This window comes from Desulfobacter curvatus DSM 3379 (assembly GCF_000373985.1).
GTDB classification, from domain to species: domain Bacteria; phylum Desulfobacterota; class Desulfobacteria; order Desulfobacterales; family Desulfobacteraceae; genus Desulfobacter; species Desulfobacter curvatus.
Genome location: NZ_KB893070.1, coordinates 11,233 through 30,097, shown reverse-complemented (window position 1 = coordinate 30,097; position 18,865 = coordinate 11,233). Strand labels below are relative to the sequence as shown.

The 18,865-nt window shown below is 45.9% G+C and carries 25 protein-coding genes; 12 read left to right on the top strand and 13 right to left on the bottom strand.

Translation table 11 applies throughout. The features are described 5' to 3' along the window. Position 1 precedes the first annotated feature (1 nt). The 3 genes from B147_RS28670 (at position 2) to B147_RS0116390 (ending at position 2,526) form a co-directional block, all read left to right on the top strand. The gene (locus tag B147_RS28670; RefSeq protein ID WP_020588289.1) at positions 2 to 631 is read left to right on the top strand and encodes a LeuA family protein; all 630 of its coding nucleotides are present in this window, start codon (positions 2 to 4) and stop codon (positions 629 to 631) included. Between the two features lie 202 nt (positions 632 to 833). Then, entirely contained in the window at positions 834 to 1,469 is a 636-nt protein-coding gene (locus B147_RS0116400) for a flavodoxin family protein (RefSeq protein WP_020588288.1), read from the top strand. A gap of 406 nt (positions 1,470 to 1,875) precedes the next feature. Next, complete coding sequence (locus tag B147_RS0116390; protein ID WP_020588286.1) at positions 1,876 to 2,526, top strand: HAD family hydrolase; 651 nt, start codon at positions 1,876 to 1,878, stop codon at positions 2,524 to 2,526. A 146-nt stretch (positions 2,527 to 2,672) separates the two neighbouring features. On the opposite strand, the gene B147_RS0116380 is transcribed toward B147_RS0116390, so the two are convergent. Continuing rightward, positions 2,673 to 3,008, bottom strand: coding sequence for a hypothetical protein (locus tag B147_RS0116380; protein ID WP_020588284.1), 336 nt, complete (start codon positions 3,006 to 3,008; stop codon positions 2,673 to 2,675). Between the two features lie 272 nt (positions 3,009 to 3,280). Beyond that, a complete protein-coding gene (locus tag B147_RS0116375; protein WP_211216949.1) occupies positions 3,281 to 3,718 on the bottom strand; it encodes a MarR family winged helix-turn-helix transcriptional regulator in 438 nt (145 codons plus the stop codon). A gap of 135 nt (positions 3,719 to 3,853) precedes the next feature. Between B147_RS0116375 and B147_RS0116370 the strand changes: the two genes are divergently transcribed. Beyond that, positions 3,854 to 4,855: a YhdH/YhfP family quinone oxidoreductase gene (locus B147_RS0116370; protein ID WP_020588282.1), complete on the top strand. Its 1,002-nt coding sequence runs from the start codon at positions 3,854 to 3,856 to the stop codon at positions 4,853 to 4,855. Between the two features lie 230 nt (positions 4,856 to 5,085). On the opposite strand, the gene B147_RS0116365 is transcribed toward B147_RS0116370, so the two are convergent. From B147_RS0116365 to B147_RS0116340, 5 genes are all read right to left on the bottom strand, one after another. Continuing rightward, a complete protein-coding gene (locus tag B147_RS0116365; protein WP_020588281.1) occupies positions 5,086 to 5,841 on the bottom strand; it encodes a sulfite exporter TauE/SafE family protein in 756 nt (251 codons plus the stop codon). Positions 5,842 to 6,119: 278 nt separating this feature from the next. Beyond that, a complete protein-coding gene (locus B147_RS0116360; RefSeq protein WP_020588280.1) occupies positions 6,120 to 6,827 on the bottom strand; it encodes a cytochrome c biogenesis CcdA family protein in 708 nt (235 codons plus the stop codon). A gap of 4 nt (positions 6,828 to 6,831) precedes the next feature. After that, on the bottom strand, positions 6,832 to 7,146 hold the full coding sequence (locus B147_RS0116355) for a thioredoxin family protein (protein WP_157237920.1): 315 nt from the start codon (positions 7,144 to 7,146) through the stop codon (positions 6,832 to 6,834). 96 nt (positions 7,147 to 7,242) lie between these two features. Continuing rightward, on the bottom strand, positions 7,243 to 7,617 hold the full coding sequence (locus B147_RS0116350) for a putative zinc-binding protein (RefSeq protein WP_020588278.1): 375 nt from the start codon (positions 7,615 to 7,617) through the stop codon (positions 7,243 to 7,245). Between the two features lie 206 nt (positions 7,618 to 7,823). Continuing rightward, a complete protein-coding gene (locus B147_RS0116340) occupies positions 7,824 to 8,171 on the bottom strand; it encodes an ArsR/SmtB family transcription factor (protein WP_020588276.1) in 348 nt (115 codons plus the stop codon). Between the two features lie 103 nt (positions 8,172 to 8,274). On the opposite strand from B147_RS0116340, the gene B147_RS0116335 reads away from it, so the two are divergent. The 7 genes from B147_RS0116335 to B147_RS0116305 all read left to right on the top strand — a co-directional run bounded on the left by B147_RS0116335 (position 8,275) and on the right by B147_RS0116305 (position 15,045). Then, the gene (locus tag B147_RS0116335) at positions 8,275 to 9,792 is read left to right on the top strand and encodes a TonB-dependent receptor (RefSeq protein WP_020588275.1); all 1,518 of its coding nucleotides are present in this window, start codon (positions 8,275 to 8,277) and stop codon (positions 9,790 to 9,792) included. 6 nt (positions 9,793 to 9,798) lie between these two features. Beyond that, complete coding sequence (locus B147_RS0116330; RefSeq protein ID WP_020588274.1) at positions 9,799 to 10,851, top strand: ABC transporter substrate-binding protein; 1,053 nt, start codon at positions 9,799 to 9,801, stop codon at positions 10,849 to 10,851. A gap of 110 nt (positions 10,852 to 10,961) precedes the next feature. Next, positions 10,962 to 11,984: a FecCD family ABC transporter permease gene (locus tag B147_RS0116325; RefSeq protein WP_051085677.1), complete on the top strand. Its 1,023-nt coding sequence runs from the start codon at positions 10,962 to 10,964 to the stop codon at positions 11,982 to 11,984. A 139-nt stretch (positions 11,985 to 12,123) separates the two neighbouring features. Next, the gene (locus B147_RS28665; protein ID WP_020588272.1) at positions 12,124 to 12,417 is read left to right on the top strand and encodes an ATP-binding cassette domain-containing protein; all 294 of its coding nucleotides are present in this window, start codon (positions 12,124 to 12,126) and stop codon (positions 12,415 to 12,417) included. Positions 12,418 to 12,420: 3 nt separating this feature from the next. Then, positions 12,421 to 13,377, top strand: coding sequence for a hypothetical protein (locus B147_RS0116315; RefSeq protein ID WP_020588271.1), 957 nt, complete (start codon positions 12,421 to 12,423; stop codon positions 13,375 to 13,377). A 43-nt stretch (positions 13,378 to 13,420) separates the two neighbouring features. Next, a complete protein-coding gene (locus B147_RS0116310) occupies positions 13,421 to 13,984 on the top strand; it encodes a hypothetical protein (RefSeq protein WP_020588270.1) in 564 nt (187 codons plus the stop codon). After that, positions 13,984 to 15,045 carry a DUF2117 domain-containing protein gene (locus tag B147_RS0116305; RefSeq protein WP_020588269.1) on the top strand — a complete coding sequence of 354 codons (1,062 nt, stop codon included), beginning with the start codon at positions 13,984 to 13,986 and terminating at the stop codon, positions 15,043 to 15,045. The genes B147_RS0116310 and B147_RS0116305 overlap by 1 nt, the downstream gene beginning before the upstream one ends. A gap of 270 nt (positions 15,046 to 15,315) precedes the next feature. Here B147_RS0116305 and B147_RS0116300 read toward each other — a convergent pair whose 3' ends face one another. The 6 genes from B147_RS0116300 to B147_RS28655 form a co-directional block, all read right to left on the bottom strand. Beyond that, entirely contained in the window at positions 15,316 to 15,783 is a 468-nt protein-coding gene (locus B147_RS0116300; RefSeq protein WP_211216948.1) for a pyridoxamine 5'-phosphate oxidase family protein, read from the bottom strand. 106 nt (positions 15,784 to 15,889) lie between these two features. Then, positions 15,890 to 16,087, bottom strand: coding sequence for a nitrogenase component 1 (locus B147_RS0116295; RefSeq protein WP_020588267.1), 198 nt, complete (start codon positions 16,085 to 16,087; stop codon positions 15,890 to 15,892). Then, on the bottom strand, positions 16,087 to 16,413 hold the full coding sequence (locus B147_RS0116290; RefSeq protein WP_020588266.1) for a P-loop NTPase family protein: 327 nt from the start codon (positions 16,411 to 16,413) through the stop codon (positions 16,087 to 16,089). Before B147_RS0116290 ends, B147_RS0116295 begins: the two co-directional genes overlap by 1 nt. A gap of 144 nt (positions 16,414 to 16,557) precedes the next feature. Further along, positions 16,558 to 17,316: an SDR family NAD(P)-dependent oxidoreductase gene (locus B147_RS0116285; protein ID WP_020588265.1), complete on the bottom strand. Its 759-nt coding sequence runs from the start codon at positions 17,314 to 17,316 to the stop codon at positions 16,558 to 16,560. A gap of 552 nt (positions 17,317 to 17,868) precedes the next feature. Further along, positions 17,869 to 18,051: a hypothetical protein gene (locus B147_RS28660; RefSeq protein ID WP_020588264.1), complete on the bottom strand. Its 183-nt coding sequence runs from the start codon at positions 18,049 to 18,051 to the stop codon at positions 17,869 to 17,871. A 58-nt stretch (positions 18,052 to 18,109) separates the two neighbouring features. Continuing rightward, complete coding sequence (locus tag B147_RS28655) at positions 18,110 to 18,523, bottom strand: SDR family NAD(P)-dependent oxidoreductase (RefSeq protein WP_020588263.1); 414 nt, start codon at positions 18,521 to 18,523, stop codon at positions 18,110 to 18,112. 105 nt (positions 18,524 to 18,628) lie between these two features. Between B147_RS28655 and B147_RS0116270 the strand changes: the two genes are divergently transcribed. Continuing rightward, positions 18,629 to 18,865: LysR family transcriptional regulator (locus B147_RS0116270; RefSeq protein WP_026259694.1), on the top strand; the 237-nt coding region annotated here is incomplete at its 3' end.

The window sequence follows — 18,865 nt, the reverse complement described above, 5'->3', positions numbered from 1 at the left end:
CATGATCACCCCGTCCGCACTTATGGATATGATAGAGACCCTTTTAATCCGTCTTCCCGGGCTGACCCTGGAATTTCACGGGCACAACGACCTTGGCATGGCCACGGCTAATGCCGTGTCTGCCGTGGATGCCGGCGCCAAGGCCATCAGCGTAACCGTCAACGGCTTAGGGGAACGGGCAGGCAATGCGCCCCTTGAAGAAACCGCCATGGCCCTGTTCGGCATTGGTGCAAAAAAAAGTAATATGCACCTTTCAGGACTTGCCCAACTATGCAATACCGTGGCAAAATTTTCAGGACAGCAGATCCATCCTGCCAAACCCATTGTGGGATCAAGGATATTTTCCCATGAATCCGGCATCCATTGCGCCGGCCTGTTAAAAGATACAAACTCCTATGAATTATATGACCCTGAGCAGGTGGGCCGAAGCAAGTCAAGGCAAATGGTTATAGGTGTGCATTCCGGGTCGGCTGCCATAAAACATGAACTTGCCCACCGGAATATCGACATTGATACCGATGTCGCCCAAAGGTTGTTGCCCCGGGTCCGGGCCGCGGCTGCCGCAGGAAACAAGCCCGTGACCCCGGAGCAGCTTGAGAACATCTATCATCGGACACTGTGTGATAGGTAATAGGTTAATCGACTAACCCTGTTCTTCCGCAGTGCATGGCACCCTTATGCGAAAAACCAAGTTTTTTAAGGTTAACTTTTCTGTCACCCCTAATCAAATATACGCCCCCTTGATACTCGGCAAGCCGGTTTTATAATAAGGAAGATACGTTTTATCCGTGCATAAAATTCATTCACCATAGCTATAATAAAGGAGTATAGACTTGAAAGTTATCGGATTTAATGGAAGTTCGAGAAAAAAAGGGAATACGGCCTGTTCCATGAACATCGTCTTTGATCAACTTGAAAAGGCCGGTATTGAAACGGAAATGATCCTGGTTGGAAAAGAGAAAATCCAAGGCTGCGTTGCCTGCCACGGCTGTGTCAAAAATCAGGATGAAGCCTGTGCGTTTAAAGATGATCCCGTAAATGAATGGATCCAAAAAATCAAAGAGGCCGACGGGGTTTTACTTGGCTCCCCGGTTCATTTCAGCGGTGTTGCCGGGACAATGAAATCCTTTCTTGACAGAGCCTTTTTTGTGGCCTCGGTCAACGGCGGGCTGTTCAGACAAAAAGTCGGGGCTACGGTTGCTGCGGTCAGGCGCTCTGGGGGGATCTCCACTTTGGAAACCCTTAACCATTATATCAACTATTCCGAAATGGTCATGCCCTCTTCAAACTATTGGAATGTGGCCCACGGCCTGACGCCCGGACAGATGGAAGAAGATGCAGAGGGGAAGCAGATCATGGAGGTGTTGGGCCAAAATATGGCATGGATCATGAAAATCATCGCCCATGGAAAAGAACAGATTCCCGCCCCTGCCCCGGCACGCAAAATAATGACCAATTTTATCCGATAATTTAAAGCCTTAACGATTGCGGATCTGCCCGACAAAAAAGATTTCATTTCCAATGATCCTCTTTTTTAATTTCAGGCGGCAACTTAACGGACGGCAGCCTCGACGGTGCCGTCACTCACCACAATAAACGGAGCCCCCAAAAACGGAAAAACCGCCGATATTGGGGTTAAAATAATAAAATTTCAGAAATTATATGAGGAATATAAGGCCCCGTAATATCTATTTAACCGGACCGGCAAGATTTTGAATACTGCGACCAATTCCAAAAAAATGAATTAAGGGTTTCAAATAGGTTCCAGTGAACCCTACAACGCGTAAGGCTTGTTTTTTCACAGCAAAATTGATTAGCAATTATCCTTATTTTTTTAAATTAGTATTTTCCCATTGACCTGTTTATGGAGTTGCAGTGAACAAATTAATTATATTCGACCTGGACGGAACATTGGCAGACACACGGACTGATCTTGGGCGTGCTGTTAATTTGGTCCGCAAGTCATACGGACTTCCTGAATTTCCTATGGATAAAATTGTTGGGTATGTTGGCGGCGGACGCACTCAGTTGATGGAAAAATCACTCCATGACCAGCCTGAAAAAGATATAACCGGCGCGTGCAATCGATTTACCGAATATTATGTAAGGAATCTTGTTGTGGATACCCGGCTTTATGATGGCGTCTCAGACACGATAAAGACTCTCTGGGGTAAGGGATTTTTTCTGGCAGTTTTGTCCAACAAGCCCGGCGATATGTGCCGCAAAATCACCGCTTTTTTTGGACTGGATCAATATCTGATTACAACCTTGGGTGGCGGTGATGTTTCTACAACAAAGCCTGAGGCAGAGGGCTTTTATGAAGTGCTGCGAATTGCCAGAAAAAAAGGCTTCAACGGAAAAAAAGAAAACACCTGGATGGTCGGAGATCATCATACCGATTTACAGCTTGCGCTGAATGTTGGGATCAACAGTATTTTTTGCAATTTCGGTTTTGGAAGCAGATTGGAAATGAACCCTGATTTTGAAATTGAAAGGTTCAAAGAAATAAAATCAATCATAGTCTGAAATTTTTTTTAGGGGACATTCAGGGACGATTTTGGACGGTACTTTAATTTCTACAATTCCAGGCTCATTTAAAAATTTAAAGCCGGGGGGCTTGATCTGGCCTCCCGGCGTAACCGGCATCGTACCCTCTTTGCTAATCATCTTTGTTAATACGAACCTTCATTGCTTTTGCACCCCGCTTCTTCTTCCTCTAATTGACGGGTATACTCAGCGATCTTCTCCAAGAGTCCTATAATCTGCTTTAAAGAACGGATCACGGCTTCTTCGCCGTGATCCAATGACATCTGACGAGTGATTTTTTCTAAAAGCTTGTCATACCCTTTGATGCCGCCACCCATTGACTCTGAATTTGTGGCGTGGATTGCAAGGTCGATAACCGTGGACACTTCGCCCTCATTCATCCGGTCAGGATAAGTGGCTTTTTGCTTCATCTTTAAATCGTTAAAAAAGGCCATAATGTTGGGGTAAGAATCGTCTTGCATCGTTAATCCTCCTGTGCAATGGGTGTTACATCAATAATTTCTTCGCCAGTGAAAAGGTCCGGCTGCTTTTCACTGGCCACTTTATTATCAAGCTCTTTCTCATTGTCTGATTTATGAAAAATTCTTTACTCTTGTGCGTCAAGTTGTATCCAGATCTGTATACTTAACTTTATATATCCAACGGCATATCAAGATCGCACGGTTATGTAAAGCCGCATTAGAATTTTTGAATAGCTTTTTAGTCGCATTATAACGGTCTATTTTTGCAACCACTATCCGTTATCAAAATTTTGATTCAGCTTTTTAAGAAGTCTTAGAAGTTCTTTTTTTTCTTCCAGTGTGAAATTATTGTAGGCAACATTCTGAACCTCAGCGGATATTTCAGCAAATGTTTTTTCAATACTCAATCCTTTCTCAGTTAAACAAACATGTGTAGTCCGCTGATCACCAATGCCCTTGACTTTCGATACATAGCCCAGTTTTTCGAGTTTATTAACCAATGTGGTAATCGTTGACTTTTCTTTACCTAACAACGCTCCAATTTCTTTCATGCTCAAAGATTTATTATAATCATAGAGTACTGTTAGAATATTCCCATAAGAAGGTACAATATCATCAATACCTCTTTCATGAAGCTGCTTTTCAATAAATTTAACCATCTTCTTTTTTGTTTTACTCATAAAAAAGACAATGTACTTTTCTTTCATCATTTATCCTCAATTCATAATTGTTAATCCTAATTATATTATGTACTCGACAAATTTAACAAGAAAATAGTTTGACATGGAACCTTTTTCGCATTAATATTAGTTGGATATAGAACCATCAAAATAAAGGAAAGCAATATGAAGTCTATACAATTTAATGCGATGCAAATTTATGAGGAAGATACAGCTGTTTTTCAACGCAGAATCATCTCAAGAAACACCTTAGACTTGCCTGATGGTGAAGTCTTGATAAAGGTAAATTACTCTTCACTGAATTATAAGGATGCGCTTTCATCTATTGGTAATAAGGGTGTTACTCGGCATTATCCGCACACACCAGGAATCGATGCCGCTGGTATTGTTACAGAAAGTAGCTCCAGTCTCTTTAAAATCGACGATGAGGTCATAGTAACCGGGTATGATCTTGGAATGAATACTGCTGGTGGCTTTGGCGAATATATACGCGTTCCTGCTGATTGGATTGTACCTTGTCCTGAGTCTTTAACTCTAAAGGAGAGCATGATTTATGGCACAGCCGGTTTTACAGCCGCTTTGTCTGTTTACAAACTTATTAGGTCTGGCGTAAACCCTGAAGACGGTGAAATCCTTGTAACAGGGGCGACCGGGGGTGTTGGGAGTATAGCAGTAGCAATTCTAAACAAACTTGGATATGAAGTTATTGCAGCAACCGGAAAAATCCACGAAAAAGAACTCCTGCAATCCATTGGTGCAAAAGATATCATTGACCGCAGTGAACTAAATGACAGTTCTGATCGTCCGATGCTTAAAAGCAGGTGGGCAGGTGCAATCGATACCGTAGGTGGCAATACACTATCCACCGCTCTAAAAACGACCAAGTATTCTGGAAGTGTCACATGTTGTGGCAATGTGTCTTCACATGAATTCACAAGCTCAATATATCCTTTTATCCTTCGAGGAATTAATCTATTGGGAATTGACTCGGTCCAGTGCCCTATGGATTTGAGAAAGGATATCTGGTCTAACCTCGCAACTTCATGGAAGATTGACAGTCTCAATTCAAATATCACTGAAGTATCTTTAGAAGAACTCAATGAAAGAATTGATCTGATGCTTGCGGGTAAGCATGTAGGACGAACCATCATCAACCATAGCCTATAGCAGCATATTATTTCAGCATTCATTAAATGTTAACTATTTGAAATTCCTCTCTTTGATCATGAATGATTGAAAAAATTTTTTGAAAATACTTTAAGAACTCAACGCCTTTTCAATTATAACCCTGGACTGTAAACAACAATTTAGCGTCCTGAGCTGCATAGACTACCAACTTTATGCAGCTCTGTATTTTAATCCAAATTAAACGCACTGAGTGATAAAATCTTTCACCATCAGGCATACAGCTTCCAGATCAATTTTGCAGCAACGCCTAAAAGAACGATTGCAAACATCTGTTTAATCCATTTGGCTTTCATTTTCTCTTTCATTACCTTTGCACCGACCTGGGAGCCGATGATCACGGCAATGGATGTGACCACCATCAAGGTCCAGTCAAAATGTCCTTCAGCAACATGACCGGCAAAACCGGAAAAAGACGAAAAAATGACAACAAAGGCACTGGTTGCGGCTGCAATCTTGGTCTGATATCCCATGGCAATCATCATGGGCACAAATAGAAATCCACCACCAACCCCGAGAAGCCCTGCAATAAACCCAATAAAAAAACCAGCGACCCCCATAATAGTCATCCGTTTCCCTATGGGCATCATTTCGGTTTTTTCCGGCTGCCCGGAGCTGATCAGCATCTTTTCGCCTGTAAAAAGCATAGCGGCGGCAAAAAGCAGAATAAGAATATCCGTGCTGACCATCCTGGTAAAATAAGCACCTAACGGTGCTGCAATAAATGAGGATATGATCAGCGGAACAGCCCCCCGGACATCCACCATTTTTTCTTTAAGATAATAAACGGATGCGGATAATGCCGTGATGCCGTTTAAAAGCAGACCTGTTGGAATGGCAACACTTTTAAAATCAAAAGAAAACCAGTGGAAAACAGGTATATAAAGCATGGCTCCGCCCAGGCCAAGCATGGCGAAAATAAAGGACAAAGCCAGTATGATTAATGTGATGGCAATTAGAGCCGGCATAAGAGATTCCTTTTTTTAAGAAAGTCTGCCATAAACCAAGGGTAACTTTCTCTATTTGCTGTTGACAATACTGGATCTGAAACCCAGGTCGGCCGGCAGCTGCTATTCGTTGTAGATTGAACATCCCATACAGACTATTTTGCCATCCGGCTGAACCCGCAACTTGTTGACAAATGTCACCTCCCCGCAGGAATCACACCGTCTGGTTTCAAACAGTCCTTTCCCTTTCTTAACGTCTACGGTCTTTATCTCTCCGATATACTGACTGAAATATGCTCTTAGGTGGAAACAAATGGAAAAATTACAAAATAAATTCCTAAAATACCCACAAGGGTTCCGGCACCCTTTCTGAACCAAATTCCGGCACCGTTCCATGTGCTGTTTCCAAGCAGTTTTTTAACGGCAGCGGTCGAGCTTCCTGCAATAACAATGGGAATACAATGGCCAACAGCGAACAGAACAATCAAAATGATGCCGGTTGCCACTTTTGCCTGGACCGTAATAATTGCCAGTATCGGAGCGATAAATCCGAAAGTACATGAACCGGAGAGTACCCCATAGGCGAGCCCCAGGGCGAATGCTCCGAATTTACCCTTGAGATTTAAGCGGTACAAAAAGCTGCCGGACATGGAGCATTTTTCAACCCCCAGCATTCCCAATGAAACCCATATCAGGATAGAGCCTACCAGGATCTGCCAATAGTTGCCCACATCTCCAAGCATTCTTCCAAGCAGGGCACATACGATACCGATCAAGGCGATGGTGATGAAAAGCCCGGCTGTAAAAAGGACCGAATACACCCCCGCCTGACGGGGGTGTATCATCCTTTGCTGACCACCCACATAACCGACGATCAGAGGGATGGACGCCATATGGCAAGGGCTGAACAACACGCTGATAATGCCCCATAAAAAGCACCCGGCTGCCGCTATGACGATACCGCCGGTCATCCATTGATTAACGGTTAAAAACAAAGCATCCAGCATTGAATTATCCTTTGGTTTCCAAGTCTGGTTCTGACACTCCCATCTTCGTCAATTGCTCGACAATGGCCCTTTCTTCTAAGAAACCTTCATGGCGGTATACCTCTTCACCTTTCTCATTAAAGAAAATCTGAGTGGGAATGGCTCTTATTCCGAATCTGGGGGCTTGTTCCCGGTTCTCCCAAACATCAATAAAAACAATATGCGCCTTGCCTTCATATACTTTTTCAAGCTTTCCCATAATCGGGGCCATCATTTTGCAAGGGATGCACTTTTTAGCCCCAAGGTCGACCATGGTAACTTTTCCTTTTTCCGGAACCATGGAAAAATCCTGGGCATAGACAATTGATATAGAAAGAAAAAGCGAAACCAGAACAGTCAATCCAAATAGTATTTTCAATATTATGATATCCTTATTTTAAGTGTTCAGACCTTTTTTCACTTCTGTTTTGACCGTTTCAAGATCAACGGGGTTCAGATTAAAATCCTTGTTTTTTTCAATGCCCAGATCCGTGATAACCATATAGTTTTTATTCTCAATTCCATTCTTTTCAAGAATCGCTTTGGCACATCCCACCTGGCATCCGTCAATCACCACAAGATTATCAACATCTTTTACGGACTGGACAAAGCCGCTGAGCTGTCCGCCGATACCGGCCAGACAGAACATTTTCCCAACCCCTTCCCGGGTCAGATCAATGGCAGCCTGGTTGGAAAGTTGCCCCACGTTGGAACCACCGGAGCAGGCCAGGATCATTGTATTATTGTTTGAACAACAGCAATCTTCAGACATTTTTTTCTCCTTTCTTTTGATCGTTTTTCATTAAAGCTTTCTTTTGGGACTACTTGGTAATCCAGGCCTTGATGTCTTCTTTTTTAGGCGCCAATGCAGAGTTGTCTTTCCGGACTGTACCGGTCTGGGTTGTATTTGAACTCATATCCGCCTCTTTTTTCTACATGGGCATATAACGATACATATGATTAATTTTTTCTAAACCTTTACGCTTTGCCGACAATATCGTGCCGGTCAATTCCCGGGAGAATCTTATTCAATTCTTTAATCTCACGCTCATCCTCCAGCCAGTGTTTCAGGTTTCCGATCATGTTGGCGGCAAATGGTGAACTGCTGCCGTCAGACAAAGAATAGTTTACCCACAATCCATCTTTAAACCCTCTGATCAGATCTGCGTCCTCTAAAATCTTCAAATGTTTGCTTGCCGTGGACTGGGCGATTCTTAGAGCCTCCTTTATTTCGCAGACACACATTGGGCGATGTTGAAGCATTTTCATCATTTTCACCCGGTTGGGATCGGATAATGCTTTCATAACTTTGATAAATGTTTTCATAATGATCCTCCCCTACACCCTTTGCCTTTCTTTCATAAATCGTTAAAAAGGAATATATAAATATAACAAACTACTGTCAAGAATTAAAGCCCCCAATAAAGAATTGGGAACTGCCCGGGTCAGTGTCGGCCATAATTTTTCCGAAGAGACCTGCCTGGGCCTGAATCTTGACTGGCATAATGCCGACGATGATACCATTTACGGCAAAACAAAATGGCAGCTGGACAATTATCGGCGGGAAAAAATTTTCCCCACATCGGAAACAGATGACACTCTGGTCCATAACCGGGAAAATGAGGATGAGAATACAGCCGTAAGTCTTGAATTCAGCACAAAAAAAGAAAAATATTTTGCCAACGGGCTGGTTTCTTATGATAACACAGATCATGTTTACAGGTATCTGGCAAAAAAGCTTGATTCCAGTTACAGCACAACCAGTTCCTATTATGACTACCAGGAAGACAGTGATCAGGACAGGTTCCTGACCAGAGCATCTGGTGGTTACAATTTTTTGTTCAACACAATAAAGTATATCCCCACCATTGGCGGAGATTATGAAAAGATTTCCTTTGATCTGGTTAAATCATATCCATGGTCTCCGACACCATTGTCCGCTTCCCAGGAAAGTGCGGTTGCCAAAGGCACCATGGACGCCGAAAGGGAACGGTTCGGCATTTTTCTAAATAATGAGCTGGACTTCAGCCGGCAGTGGGAATTGAGCTTCAGCGGCCGTTTTGACCAGGTGGATTATGATGTTAAAACCCTGGAATCTAACCAGGTGACCAACAGTCACTCCGATTTTTCCTGGGATATCACGCCGGCCTATCATCTCAATTCAAACGCGACTGTCTATGCGTCGCTTTCTCAATCCTACTGGTATCCGGTACTGTATTACTATAAATACGCCATGGAATATGCCACAGATGAATATACAGCCGATGATTTGAAACCTGAAAAATATCAGACCCTGGAATTGGGGTATAAGCAGTATGTCAGCGCCAAGCTCAGCCTGGCTGTCACAGCCTATTACATGCAGGTGGATGATAAGTTCCTCTCCCTGTATGATTCAGATGCTACCAGCGATTGGTTAGGGTACAGAAACGTGGGGGATTCCGAACATATGGGCCTTGAGTTGGAAGCCTCAGGCCGGATCAATCCTGTGGTGGGTTATCGCCTCCAAGGTGCATATCAAAATGCCGAGTGGGACAATGCCATATTCAAACCGTATATCTGGGGGGCGACATCTGATTCCAACAGCGAGAATGTGGATATCTCAGGCCAAAAAGTACCCCATGTCCCCGAATTTACCGGGACTTTTGGATTGGACTTTTATTTTCTGGATAACTGGAAATTCAGTGCCGATGTGAACTATTACGGCAAGCAGTATGTGGACGTTCTGAACCGGTACGAGATCAACGATTATGTCACCGCCGATCTTAAACTGACCTATACCGTCGAAAAATTTAAGGTGTGGGTGCTGTGCAATAATGTATTTGGCCAGGAGGAGTATAACTATTTCAATGAGACCGGGAGAAGGAATTCCGACGGGACCCCATATAATCAGTACTATTATCCCATGAGCGGCCGGTACATTGAAGCCGGAATCTCCTTTGAGTTCTAACCCGGCATGCAGTTTTTCATAAAAAAAGGTCTTGCCATTATCATTCTGACAGTCTTCTGGGTTCTCCCCGGCACGTCAATAGCAACTGCAGCCCCGGAGGCCTGGCAGACCATTGTGGTGAAAGATGCCAACGGCACACAGATAGAGATCGGACTGCCGGTGAAACGCCTGGTAGTCCTGAACTCTGACGCGCTGGAGGTCATCCGGTCTTTAGATGCGTCTGATCTTGTGGCCGGGGTATATTCCGGGATTTCGAAAAACGGTCTGTTCTGGCCCAAGCTCAATGGCAAACCCAAGGTAGGGTCCTGGAAAGAGATCAATTACGAACAGGTTGTGGAAGTTAATTCCGATGCCGTGCTCTGTTACGGCTCCCGGCCCGGCAGGGACATGGAAAAAAAGCTTGCCCCTTTCGGCATTCAGGTGATTCGGCTTGATTTTTATAAACCCGCCACCCTTATAAAAGAGGTTTTAATCCTTGGCCGGATTCTTGGTAAGGAACGAGAGGCCGAAGATCTGGCTGCATGGTATGGGGACCACATGAACCATATTGGGCGTTTTATAGAAAAAATGCCTGCCCGCCCAAACGTCTATATAGAAGGGAATTCAAACTACCATACCGCAGCACCCGGAGCCGGCGGCCATGACATGTGTGTATCATCCGGGGGAAACAATATCGCCGGGGCATTGTCCATTCCTTATCCTGAAGTGACATCGGAGTGGATCGTGACAGCCAACCCTGATGTGGTGGTTAAAGTCACCACAAAAAGCGCCGGCGGATCATGCTACAGCATGGCGGATGCACGAAGTTTTGAATCCATCCGGGCCGATCTCATGGACAGACCGGCATGGTCCCACACCAACGCCGTCAAAAGTGGCCGGGTCCACGTGATCGCCAACGATATCTGGACCGGGCCCCGGGCAGTGGTCGGCATGTACTACCTGGTCAAATGGTTCTTCCCTGACACATCCCCAAGTTTTCATCCGGACCAGTTGCACAGACAATACCTTGAAAAATTTCAGAAAATCCCGTATCAAGGCGTGTATGTCTATCCCGAATAACGGCCATGGCCGACCTGGTCTATCGGCACCCGGGCTCAACCCACAACAAAAGTTGAAAGATCTGTGTGGGTTACACATATTTTCTTGTAAAAAAGGACGCCTGTGAACGGATGAATGATCTTCAGGACCGATATCGAAGGCGAGGCACAAGAAAAATTCTTTTCATTTTTTTCCTTTGTCTTCTACTGGCCGGTATGGCGGTCGCTGGCCTTTGCCTGGGGGCTTCAACCATGGGGTTTTCCCAGTCTTTAAACGCATTGTTCACCAATACCGGACGTGCCTCGGCCATCATCTGGCAGCTTCGGCTGCCCAGGATTGTTATGGCCTTTCTGGTGGGAATCGGCCTTGCCGTGGCCGGCAGTGTGTTCCAGGCCATTTTGAGAAATCCCCTGGCATCTCCCTACACCCTGGGGATCGCCTCAAGCGCCGGATTCGGGGCTGTAGTTGCCATTGTTTTCGGCGGCTCCCTGTATGGTCAGTATCTGGTTGCAGGCTCTGCCTTCTTTTTTTCCCTTGCCGCCTCTTTTCTTATCCTGGGGATTGCCAGGTTAAAAAACGCCTCCCCCGAGGTCATGATCCTTTCGGGGATTGCCATCATGTTTCTTTTTTCGTCCCTGTCTTCTTTTTTGCAGTACATGGGCACAGTGGAACAGGTGCATGAAATCGTATTCTGGTTTTTTGGCAGCTTGACCAAGGTGGGATGGCCGGAAATCATGGTGGCTGCCGTGATGATCATTTTGCCGGTGCCCCTTCTGATTAAACTCTCATTTGATTTAAATTTGTTGGCCGCAGGTGACGAATCGGCAAGCGCTTTGGGTGTCAATGTCACAGGTATCCGGACCACGGGAGTGATCCTTGCTTCTTTGATCACTGCCGCCGGCATCTGCTTTACCGGTGTCATTGGTTTTATTGGCCTTGTTGCGCCCCATATCGCCCGGATGATTGTGGGCAGTGACCATTGGTATCTTCTACCTTCCTCAGCACTGATCGGCGCCACTCTGGTCTTGGCGGCAGACACGGTTGGACGCACCTGCTGGGCGCCTCAGGTGATTCCGCTGGGCATTGTCACCTCCTTTATCGGCGTACCGTTTTTCTTTTACCTGCTCATGAAAAAAAAGAAGGCGTACTGGTAATGCTTCAAGTTGACGCCCTCTCGTTTGGATACAAAAAAAGAACCATCCTTACGGATATAAGCCTGAAGGTTCACAAAGGACAAATGGTCAGCAAGTTCTGCTTGCCAGGGCCATTGCCCAGGACACCGACATTCTTCTTTTGGACGAACCGACATCCAACCTGGATTTAAAACACCAGCTCGAAGTGCTTGAGATGATTTCAAGCCTGGTTAAGACAAACCAGATGGCGACCGTTCTGGCCATGCACGACTTAAACCTGGCCTCCCGGTTTTCCCACAGAGTGGTGATGATGAAAGAGGGTCAAATTCTTTGTTCGGGCACACCCGGTGAGGTTATGACGCCGGAAAACATCAGCACCGTATATGGCGTTCACGCAGTTGTCAGTCAGAATGAGGGACATCCCTATATTCTGCCCACGGGAACCGTTGGGTAATTCATGATTGCTGTCCTGGCCGCTGCAGCCCTCTCCACGCTGAAATTCCTGGTCGCCATGGTACCGGTTTTCAGCGTTGGTGTGATCGTGGCGGAGTTTATCGTGGCACTTGGCTGGGTGAACAAAATAGCCTGGATCACCCGGCCCCTGACCCGCATAGGACACCTTAAACCTGAATGCGGAGCAAGTTTTTTAACCGCTTTTCTCTCCCCTTCGGCGGGCAACGCCATGCTGGTCAGGCACCATGAGGCAGGACTTATTACCCGCAAGGAACTGATCATCGCAGCCATTGTCAATACCTTTCCCGGCATTGTCATGCACTGGCGCACCGTTCTGCCAATAGCCATCCCGCTCATCGGCATATACGCCTTTGTATATTACGGCTTTCTGCTGCTGGTCGGGCTTTTAAAAACCATTGCAGCAATGTTGGCTGGCCATTTCCTTCTTGAACCGGATAATGCGCACGCCATTATACCTTCAGCCGAAAAACAGGTGGGCGTTTCCCCGTCATGGGCGCTTTGGGTTGAAAGTGCAAAAAAAAGCCGGAAAATTATTATTCGTGTTATAAAAACAACCATTCCGGTGACAGCGGTCATGTTTGTGCTTATTCACGCCGGCATGTTTGATTATTTAAACACATGGCTTTCCGGTCTTACTGCATTTCTGCCGCTGTCTCCCAAGGCTCTTTCCATTGTGGCCACAAGGCTGGCCAGCAATGTGGGAGCATTCACTGTGGCCGGCAATCTATTGTATGCTTCAAAGCTTTCCGGCCGGGAAGTTGTGTTGTCACTACTGGTTGGCAATCTTCTGGCCAGTGGGATCAACCTGAGGTTCCTCATCCCCTATTATTTAGGGATTTTCGGCCCGGGGACAGGATGGCAGGTGCTGGCTGTCTCAACGGGATTGCGCATGGCAATCATGGCTGCCCTGATTTGGACTTTGTTTGTAATTTGGACCTGAGAGTAACCACGGACCTGCCAAAAAGATAGAAAGGATAAAACCTATGGATTGGGATTCAGTTAGAGAAGACACCTACTACATGGGCCGCAGACTGGAACAAGAGGCCCGCAAAACCAATGACCCGGGAAAATGGACGTGCTATGCGGATCTTAAAACCCGAAAAGGCAGCTATACGTTGGGTGTCCACGGATATATGAATGCAGCCAATATATATGAAGCCAGAGGAGAGATGCAGAATGCAGTCGCTTCGCTGGAAGCAGGGCTTGCTGCAGCCATGAAAGCGGACAACAGGGATTTAGCTGTAATCCTGACTTACCGTTTGGCGCAGATATTTGAGAATGAAGAAAATTGGGATGCCGGTATTCATGCGTGTGAACAGCTTGGACGATTTTGTACAGAAAAAGATGCCCATTTCCAGGCTGCGGATGCATTTGAGCATGCCGCAGAACTCATGGCCCTGGCAGGCAGGGATGTCAGCGGGTACAACGCCCCTATCTCGCACTGGCAGAAAAACATTCAGCATTGGGAAAATCATGGTCATGACCATGATGCCGTCTGGAGCCGGACTCACATAGACCTTTATAAAAAATTGTTCAGGGTGAATTAATGATCGGGCTGCTTTTCCACGGACCTGAAGTATTTGATTCCGGCTGGGCTCAAAGGGTGATCAAGGTTCTTGAACCTCTTTGCACCGTTCGTTGCGTCCTGGCAGGGACCATGGGCCGGACAGCCGTTTTCGACAGCGGTCTCGACGGTATTGAGTTCTGGGAGCAGATGCCGGGTGCATGCCTCAAGGAACTCTCCCAGGCCACGGACATGGTGATCATTGTTAACTACGGCAAGTCGGTTGAATCAGGGCTTGTTTTTGGCGGCATGGTGGTTGACCGCGCCAGGATCAACACCCCGGTGGTTCAGGTGGAGTGTGCGGGGCCTTTTTGGGTGGAATGGCAGTCAGGGTGCCCCTCTTTCATTATTGATACCCTGACCGGGTTAAGTCTTTCCCAAAGGGAAAAAATTGAGATCGAGTCCTCGGTATGGAGCGAAAACGGCAGAATTTACCGCCGTATGACAACGGCGGAAGCAGGCGATTTTGTACTGGTGAACGGGATCATGGTGGGCCGGGCCTTAGGAAGCGAAGTGGTAATGGCCTGCCAAAACGGTCACCTCTGCGACATCAAGGGTGTGGATGTCAAGGCCCACGGCATTGAAAAGCTGGACCGGCTGGGCGGTGTTGACCTGAAATCGGCCAAACTGGCTTCAACCCCTACCATCCGTCGTACTTGTTTTTCCCGGCGCACGGTAAAAAGCAACGGCAGCGGTATGGTGTTTATCGATCATGCCGGCATGCATGTGTATCAACTTGCCAATGAAGCACGCGGGGTTGTCACCGTAGGCGACGACACCACGGTGGTGGCTGCGGATATTCTATCAAGATTCGATATTCCGGTTATCGGCATTGTGGATGGGGACGAAGACGTAGTCCTGAAAAACGGTACCTTCGCATCAGGATCGGTACGTTTGACCGTACGAAAAGACGATGAGTTCGGACTCAAGGTGCAGAATGCTGTCTTTGGCGGGGAAAAACAGTCTGACATAAGCTTTACGGATGCGTTGAACAAAATCCTTTCCCTGGCGGGAAACGATCTGGTGGACACCCAGTATTTTTAATTTCTTAACGCCAGACTCAACTTTTATATTCTAACAAGATCGGCCAATTGTAATGGTTTGCGGCTTGTCCCGAACCATATTTGAGTTGACACTTGGTTCAATGGGAGGCGAATTTGAGTTGACATAACCGTCATAATTTTTTCTTTGAAAAACCCTTTGGTTTGGGTGAATGGCTTTCTAAAGGAAAAATTATTGAGAAAAAGACACTGTCAAATATTGTAACGATATCACTGAGACGGGCGTCAAGTCATCTTCGTCCAGCGACATGTGCTACTGACAACTGGCATCATAAAACTTGCCAGTACATTCCTTGACTTCGATCTTAATCACACCAGTGGCCGCAAGCATATTTGAAGGAAACTCTTTTCCGGCTAAATTAGGGACATATTTTCCGACAATCGCATTCAATGCTTCAATCTTTTTTTCCTTTTCGCTGAGAAGACTCGCTTCTCCGTGAATGATCACACTCTTATATTCCGTGTTAACATCGCAGGGTTCATCCGCAAGCAAAAACTTTCCCTGACTCACCACTTCAAAACAGACTTTGCTGTTTCTTTGAATGTTCTCAATCTTTTGTCCCTTGCTTAATCCGTGTATATAGATCGTTTTTTCAGAATAAACAAAATGCACCGGTGTGACATAAGGGAACCCATTGTCGTTTAATGTTGCCAAATGTCCAACCTGAGCTTGAGTTAAAAGTGCAGTTATCTGATCTGTTGTTAGTTGGTTTGATTTCATCCGTCCTTGCATTGTTTTTTTACCTCCGGGTGATGATGTTCTCAGTTCGATCCCTTCCTTTAACCCATTTTCTTTTCAATGTATAATCCTTTTTTACTTTTACGCGTCAACATAAGGTATCTGTATTGCGGATACCAATGGGTGTGGGGCCAATGATGGCCGGTACATCGAATTCGTCTTCCAGGTATTGTGCGGCTTTCATGCCTTCATAGCGGTTCAGCGCAATGGTTCCGAGGGCATTGGCCGTGTCGGTCAGGTCTTCCACTGTTGTGTCCCCGTGGGAGACGTGGTTGCCTTTTGGCATCAACGGCGCATCAAAGGCTTCAATGTCAAAAAGGATAGTTGCATCCACCCGCATGGTTCACCGGATTCCACGCACTGGATATCACGGAATTCTCTCCTGATAACCGCGTCGTTGGTAATTTTTTCGGCACCTTTTTCACGCAGCATGTCCATCGGGGTTTCCTGGGGTTTGCCGCCGAGGATCAGGCGGGTGCAATCCGCCTTTGGATCGCAGCCATGGATAAAAATTTCCTGGTCATAAAAATAAGCCATTGCCGCAGCGGTATTCTGCTGGGTGGTGGATTTACCGATTCCGCCTTTGCCGTAAAATGCTACTTTTCTGGGCATGATGTCTACTCCTGTCAAAAAACAAGCATGGCGCCTCCAAATTTTATTAATAATATAAATTGGTTATACTTTAATGGCAAAACTGACCCAGGTTGTTGAGAAGTTAAAACAACTTTGGCTCTATTCTGAACCCCGAACATTGAGTTATTGACAAGTATACCCGCCATCAATAACCAATTCGCTTCCGGTAACGAATTTTGATTCGTCAGATACAAGATAAAGTATTCCATAAGCAATATCGATCGGTTCGCCAATATGTCCGATCGGATGTCGGCTGTCGAGTTGTTTTCTGAATCCCGGATTGTTTTTTCCCAATTCATCCACCAAAGGGGTCCAAATGAATCCGGGATGTACAGAGTTCACTCTTATATTATCCTTTGCATAGATTAATGCATCGTTTTTAGACATTAATCTGACAGCACCTTTTGACGCATGATAATGAGGGATATCTCCGGCCCCGATTAATCCATAAATCGAGGAAAGGTTTATGATGCTTCCCCCACCTGATTTCCGCATATGGGGGATGGCATGTTTGGTGCAAAAGAAAACTCCTTTTACATTCACATTCATAACGGTATCCCATTCATTTTCCGTTAATTCATCAGTTGGCTTATCCGCGCCCGCTATCCCTGCATTATTTACGGTTGCATCAAGTTTTCCGAATTCTTTGACTACGTTCCCATAAACTTTTTCAACCTCTTTTTCATTTGTTACATCAAGATGCCAGAATTTAACTGTTCCACCTGATTTCGTAATTTTATCAGCCAATTCTTGGCCTTCTTTATCAAGCAGGTCGGTTATGGCAACTTTCGCACCTTCCTTGGCCAGCAAAAGACAGGTTGCTCGTCCAATTCCCAATGCGCCACCCGTTACGACTACGACTTTATTTTCTACTCGTTTCATAATTTAACCGTCCTTATTTAAATTTAAATTGAATAATCAAACCGTTGACTTGTTTGCACTATAAGCTGTGTCAAAATCATATGAACGTTGCCGTAAGGCAGAGTGCTGTGATTATCATCAGTTTTTTTTACCTGTAATATCATGGTGCGAATACATATTGTTATAGGCGTTCCATGTATCATTTTTTTGCCTACCTTCTCATTTGGGCTGTACATCAGTTGCCTACCTTAAAAACCCGCAGGCACCTTGCCCGTTAAACAACAGTATTATCAACAAGTATGCCATTAATAATTTTGGGGGAAGAAAAGCTGTAACGCCTGGGTGGATAAAGTTTTGGGCAAAATGCCCCCAAGTGGGGAAGGCCGGAAAACAAAGTAAGTGCATCCTATTGGAAGACAGGGTGTAAAAAAAGATGACAGGTGCACACGGAGAGGAAAACATTTTTTGTCAAAAAATTTAAAGAAGATCTAGTTGCGGCCACCCGGCAAAGGGAGATCACTTTTGATACGGTGGCACCCAACGCCCATTTTACTTACTATTTCGAGCTTACACTTAATCTAAGGATACAAATTCGATTGTCCGCAAATTCACCTTTTCCCGCGCTGCAAATTCTGCTAGCGCGACGATTTGTTGGGTGTTGCGTCCTGTGGTTTCCCGAATTCCGGCATATACGGTATGCCCAGCCATCCGCCCGAATCCACTTGAAGCACCTGTTACCACGATTATCTTTTTCATGGCACGTCTCCTTCCTTTGACTAAACGATTCCACCGTTTACATAGATAGTCTGACCATTCACCCGTTGTCACGCAGTTTCCCGGCTGCAAGCCGAAGCGTATTGAATGTCCCTTTGAGATTAACGGCCACAATTTTATCGAACAATGCATCATCCGTATCGGACAGAGAGATCAGGCCCGGCTGCATGATTCCGGCATTATTGACGAGAATATCGACCCCGCCGTAAAGAGTGATGGCCTGGTCAAACATGTCGGCTACCTGCGCAGGCACGGAAACATCGGCCTGGATTGCGGTGGCTCGGCCCCCCTTGCCCTTGATGGCTTCCACCACGGCGTTGGCTGAATCGGCATTGCTCGCAAAATTCACCAGAACGGCAATGCNATCGGCGGTCAGGCGCTTGGCAACGGCCGCACCGATTCCGCGTGATGCTCCTGTAACGATAGCCACTTTGATTTCTTTGGATGTATTCATTGCAACCTCCTTTGGTTTGGATGCTTATCTCTTGCTTAACCAACAATATGTTACAGCCTGGAGTTTTTGGTAGACGCATAAGCAGAATATCGATACTGATTCTGTATGACAGTATTCGACGACTTATCCCTGCTGCGCGCTTTCGTCTGTATCGTGGAAAGTGGCAATATTTCTGCGGCGGCCCGCAAACTCCGGGTGACGCAACCGACGCTGAGCCGTTATTTGCAGATCCTGGAAGATCGCTGCGGAGCCGTATTGCTATTCAGAGATACGCACCGGATGCGCCTGTCTTCGGCGGGAAACCAGTTTTTACGGGAGGCCCAATCCCTTCTGGCCGCGGCG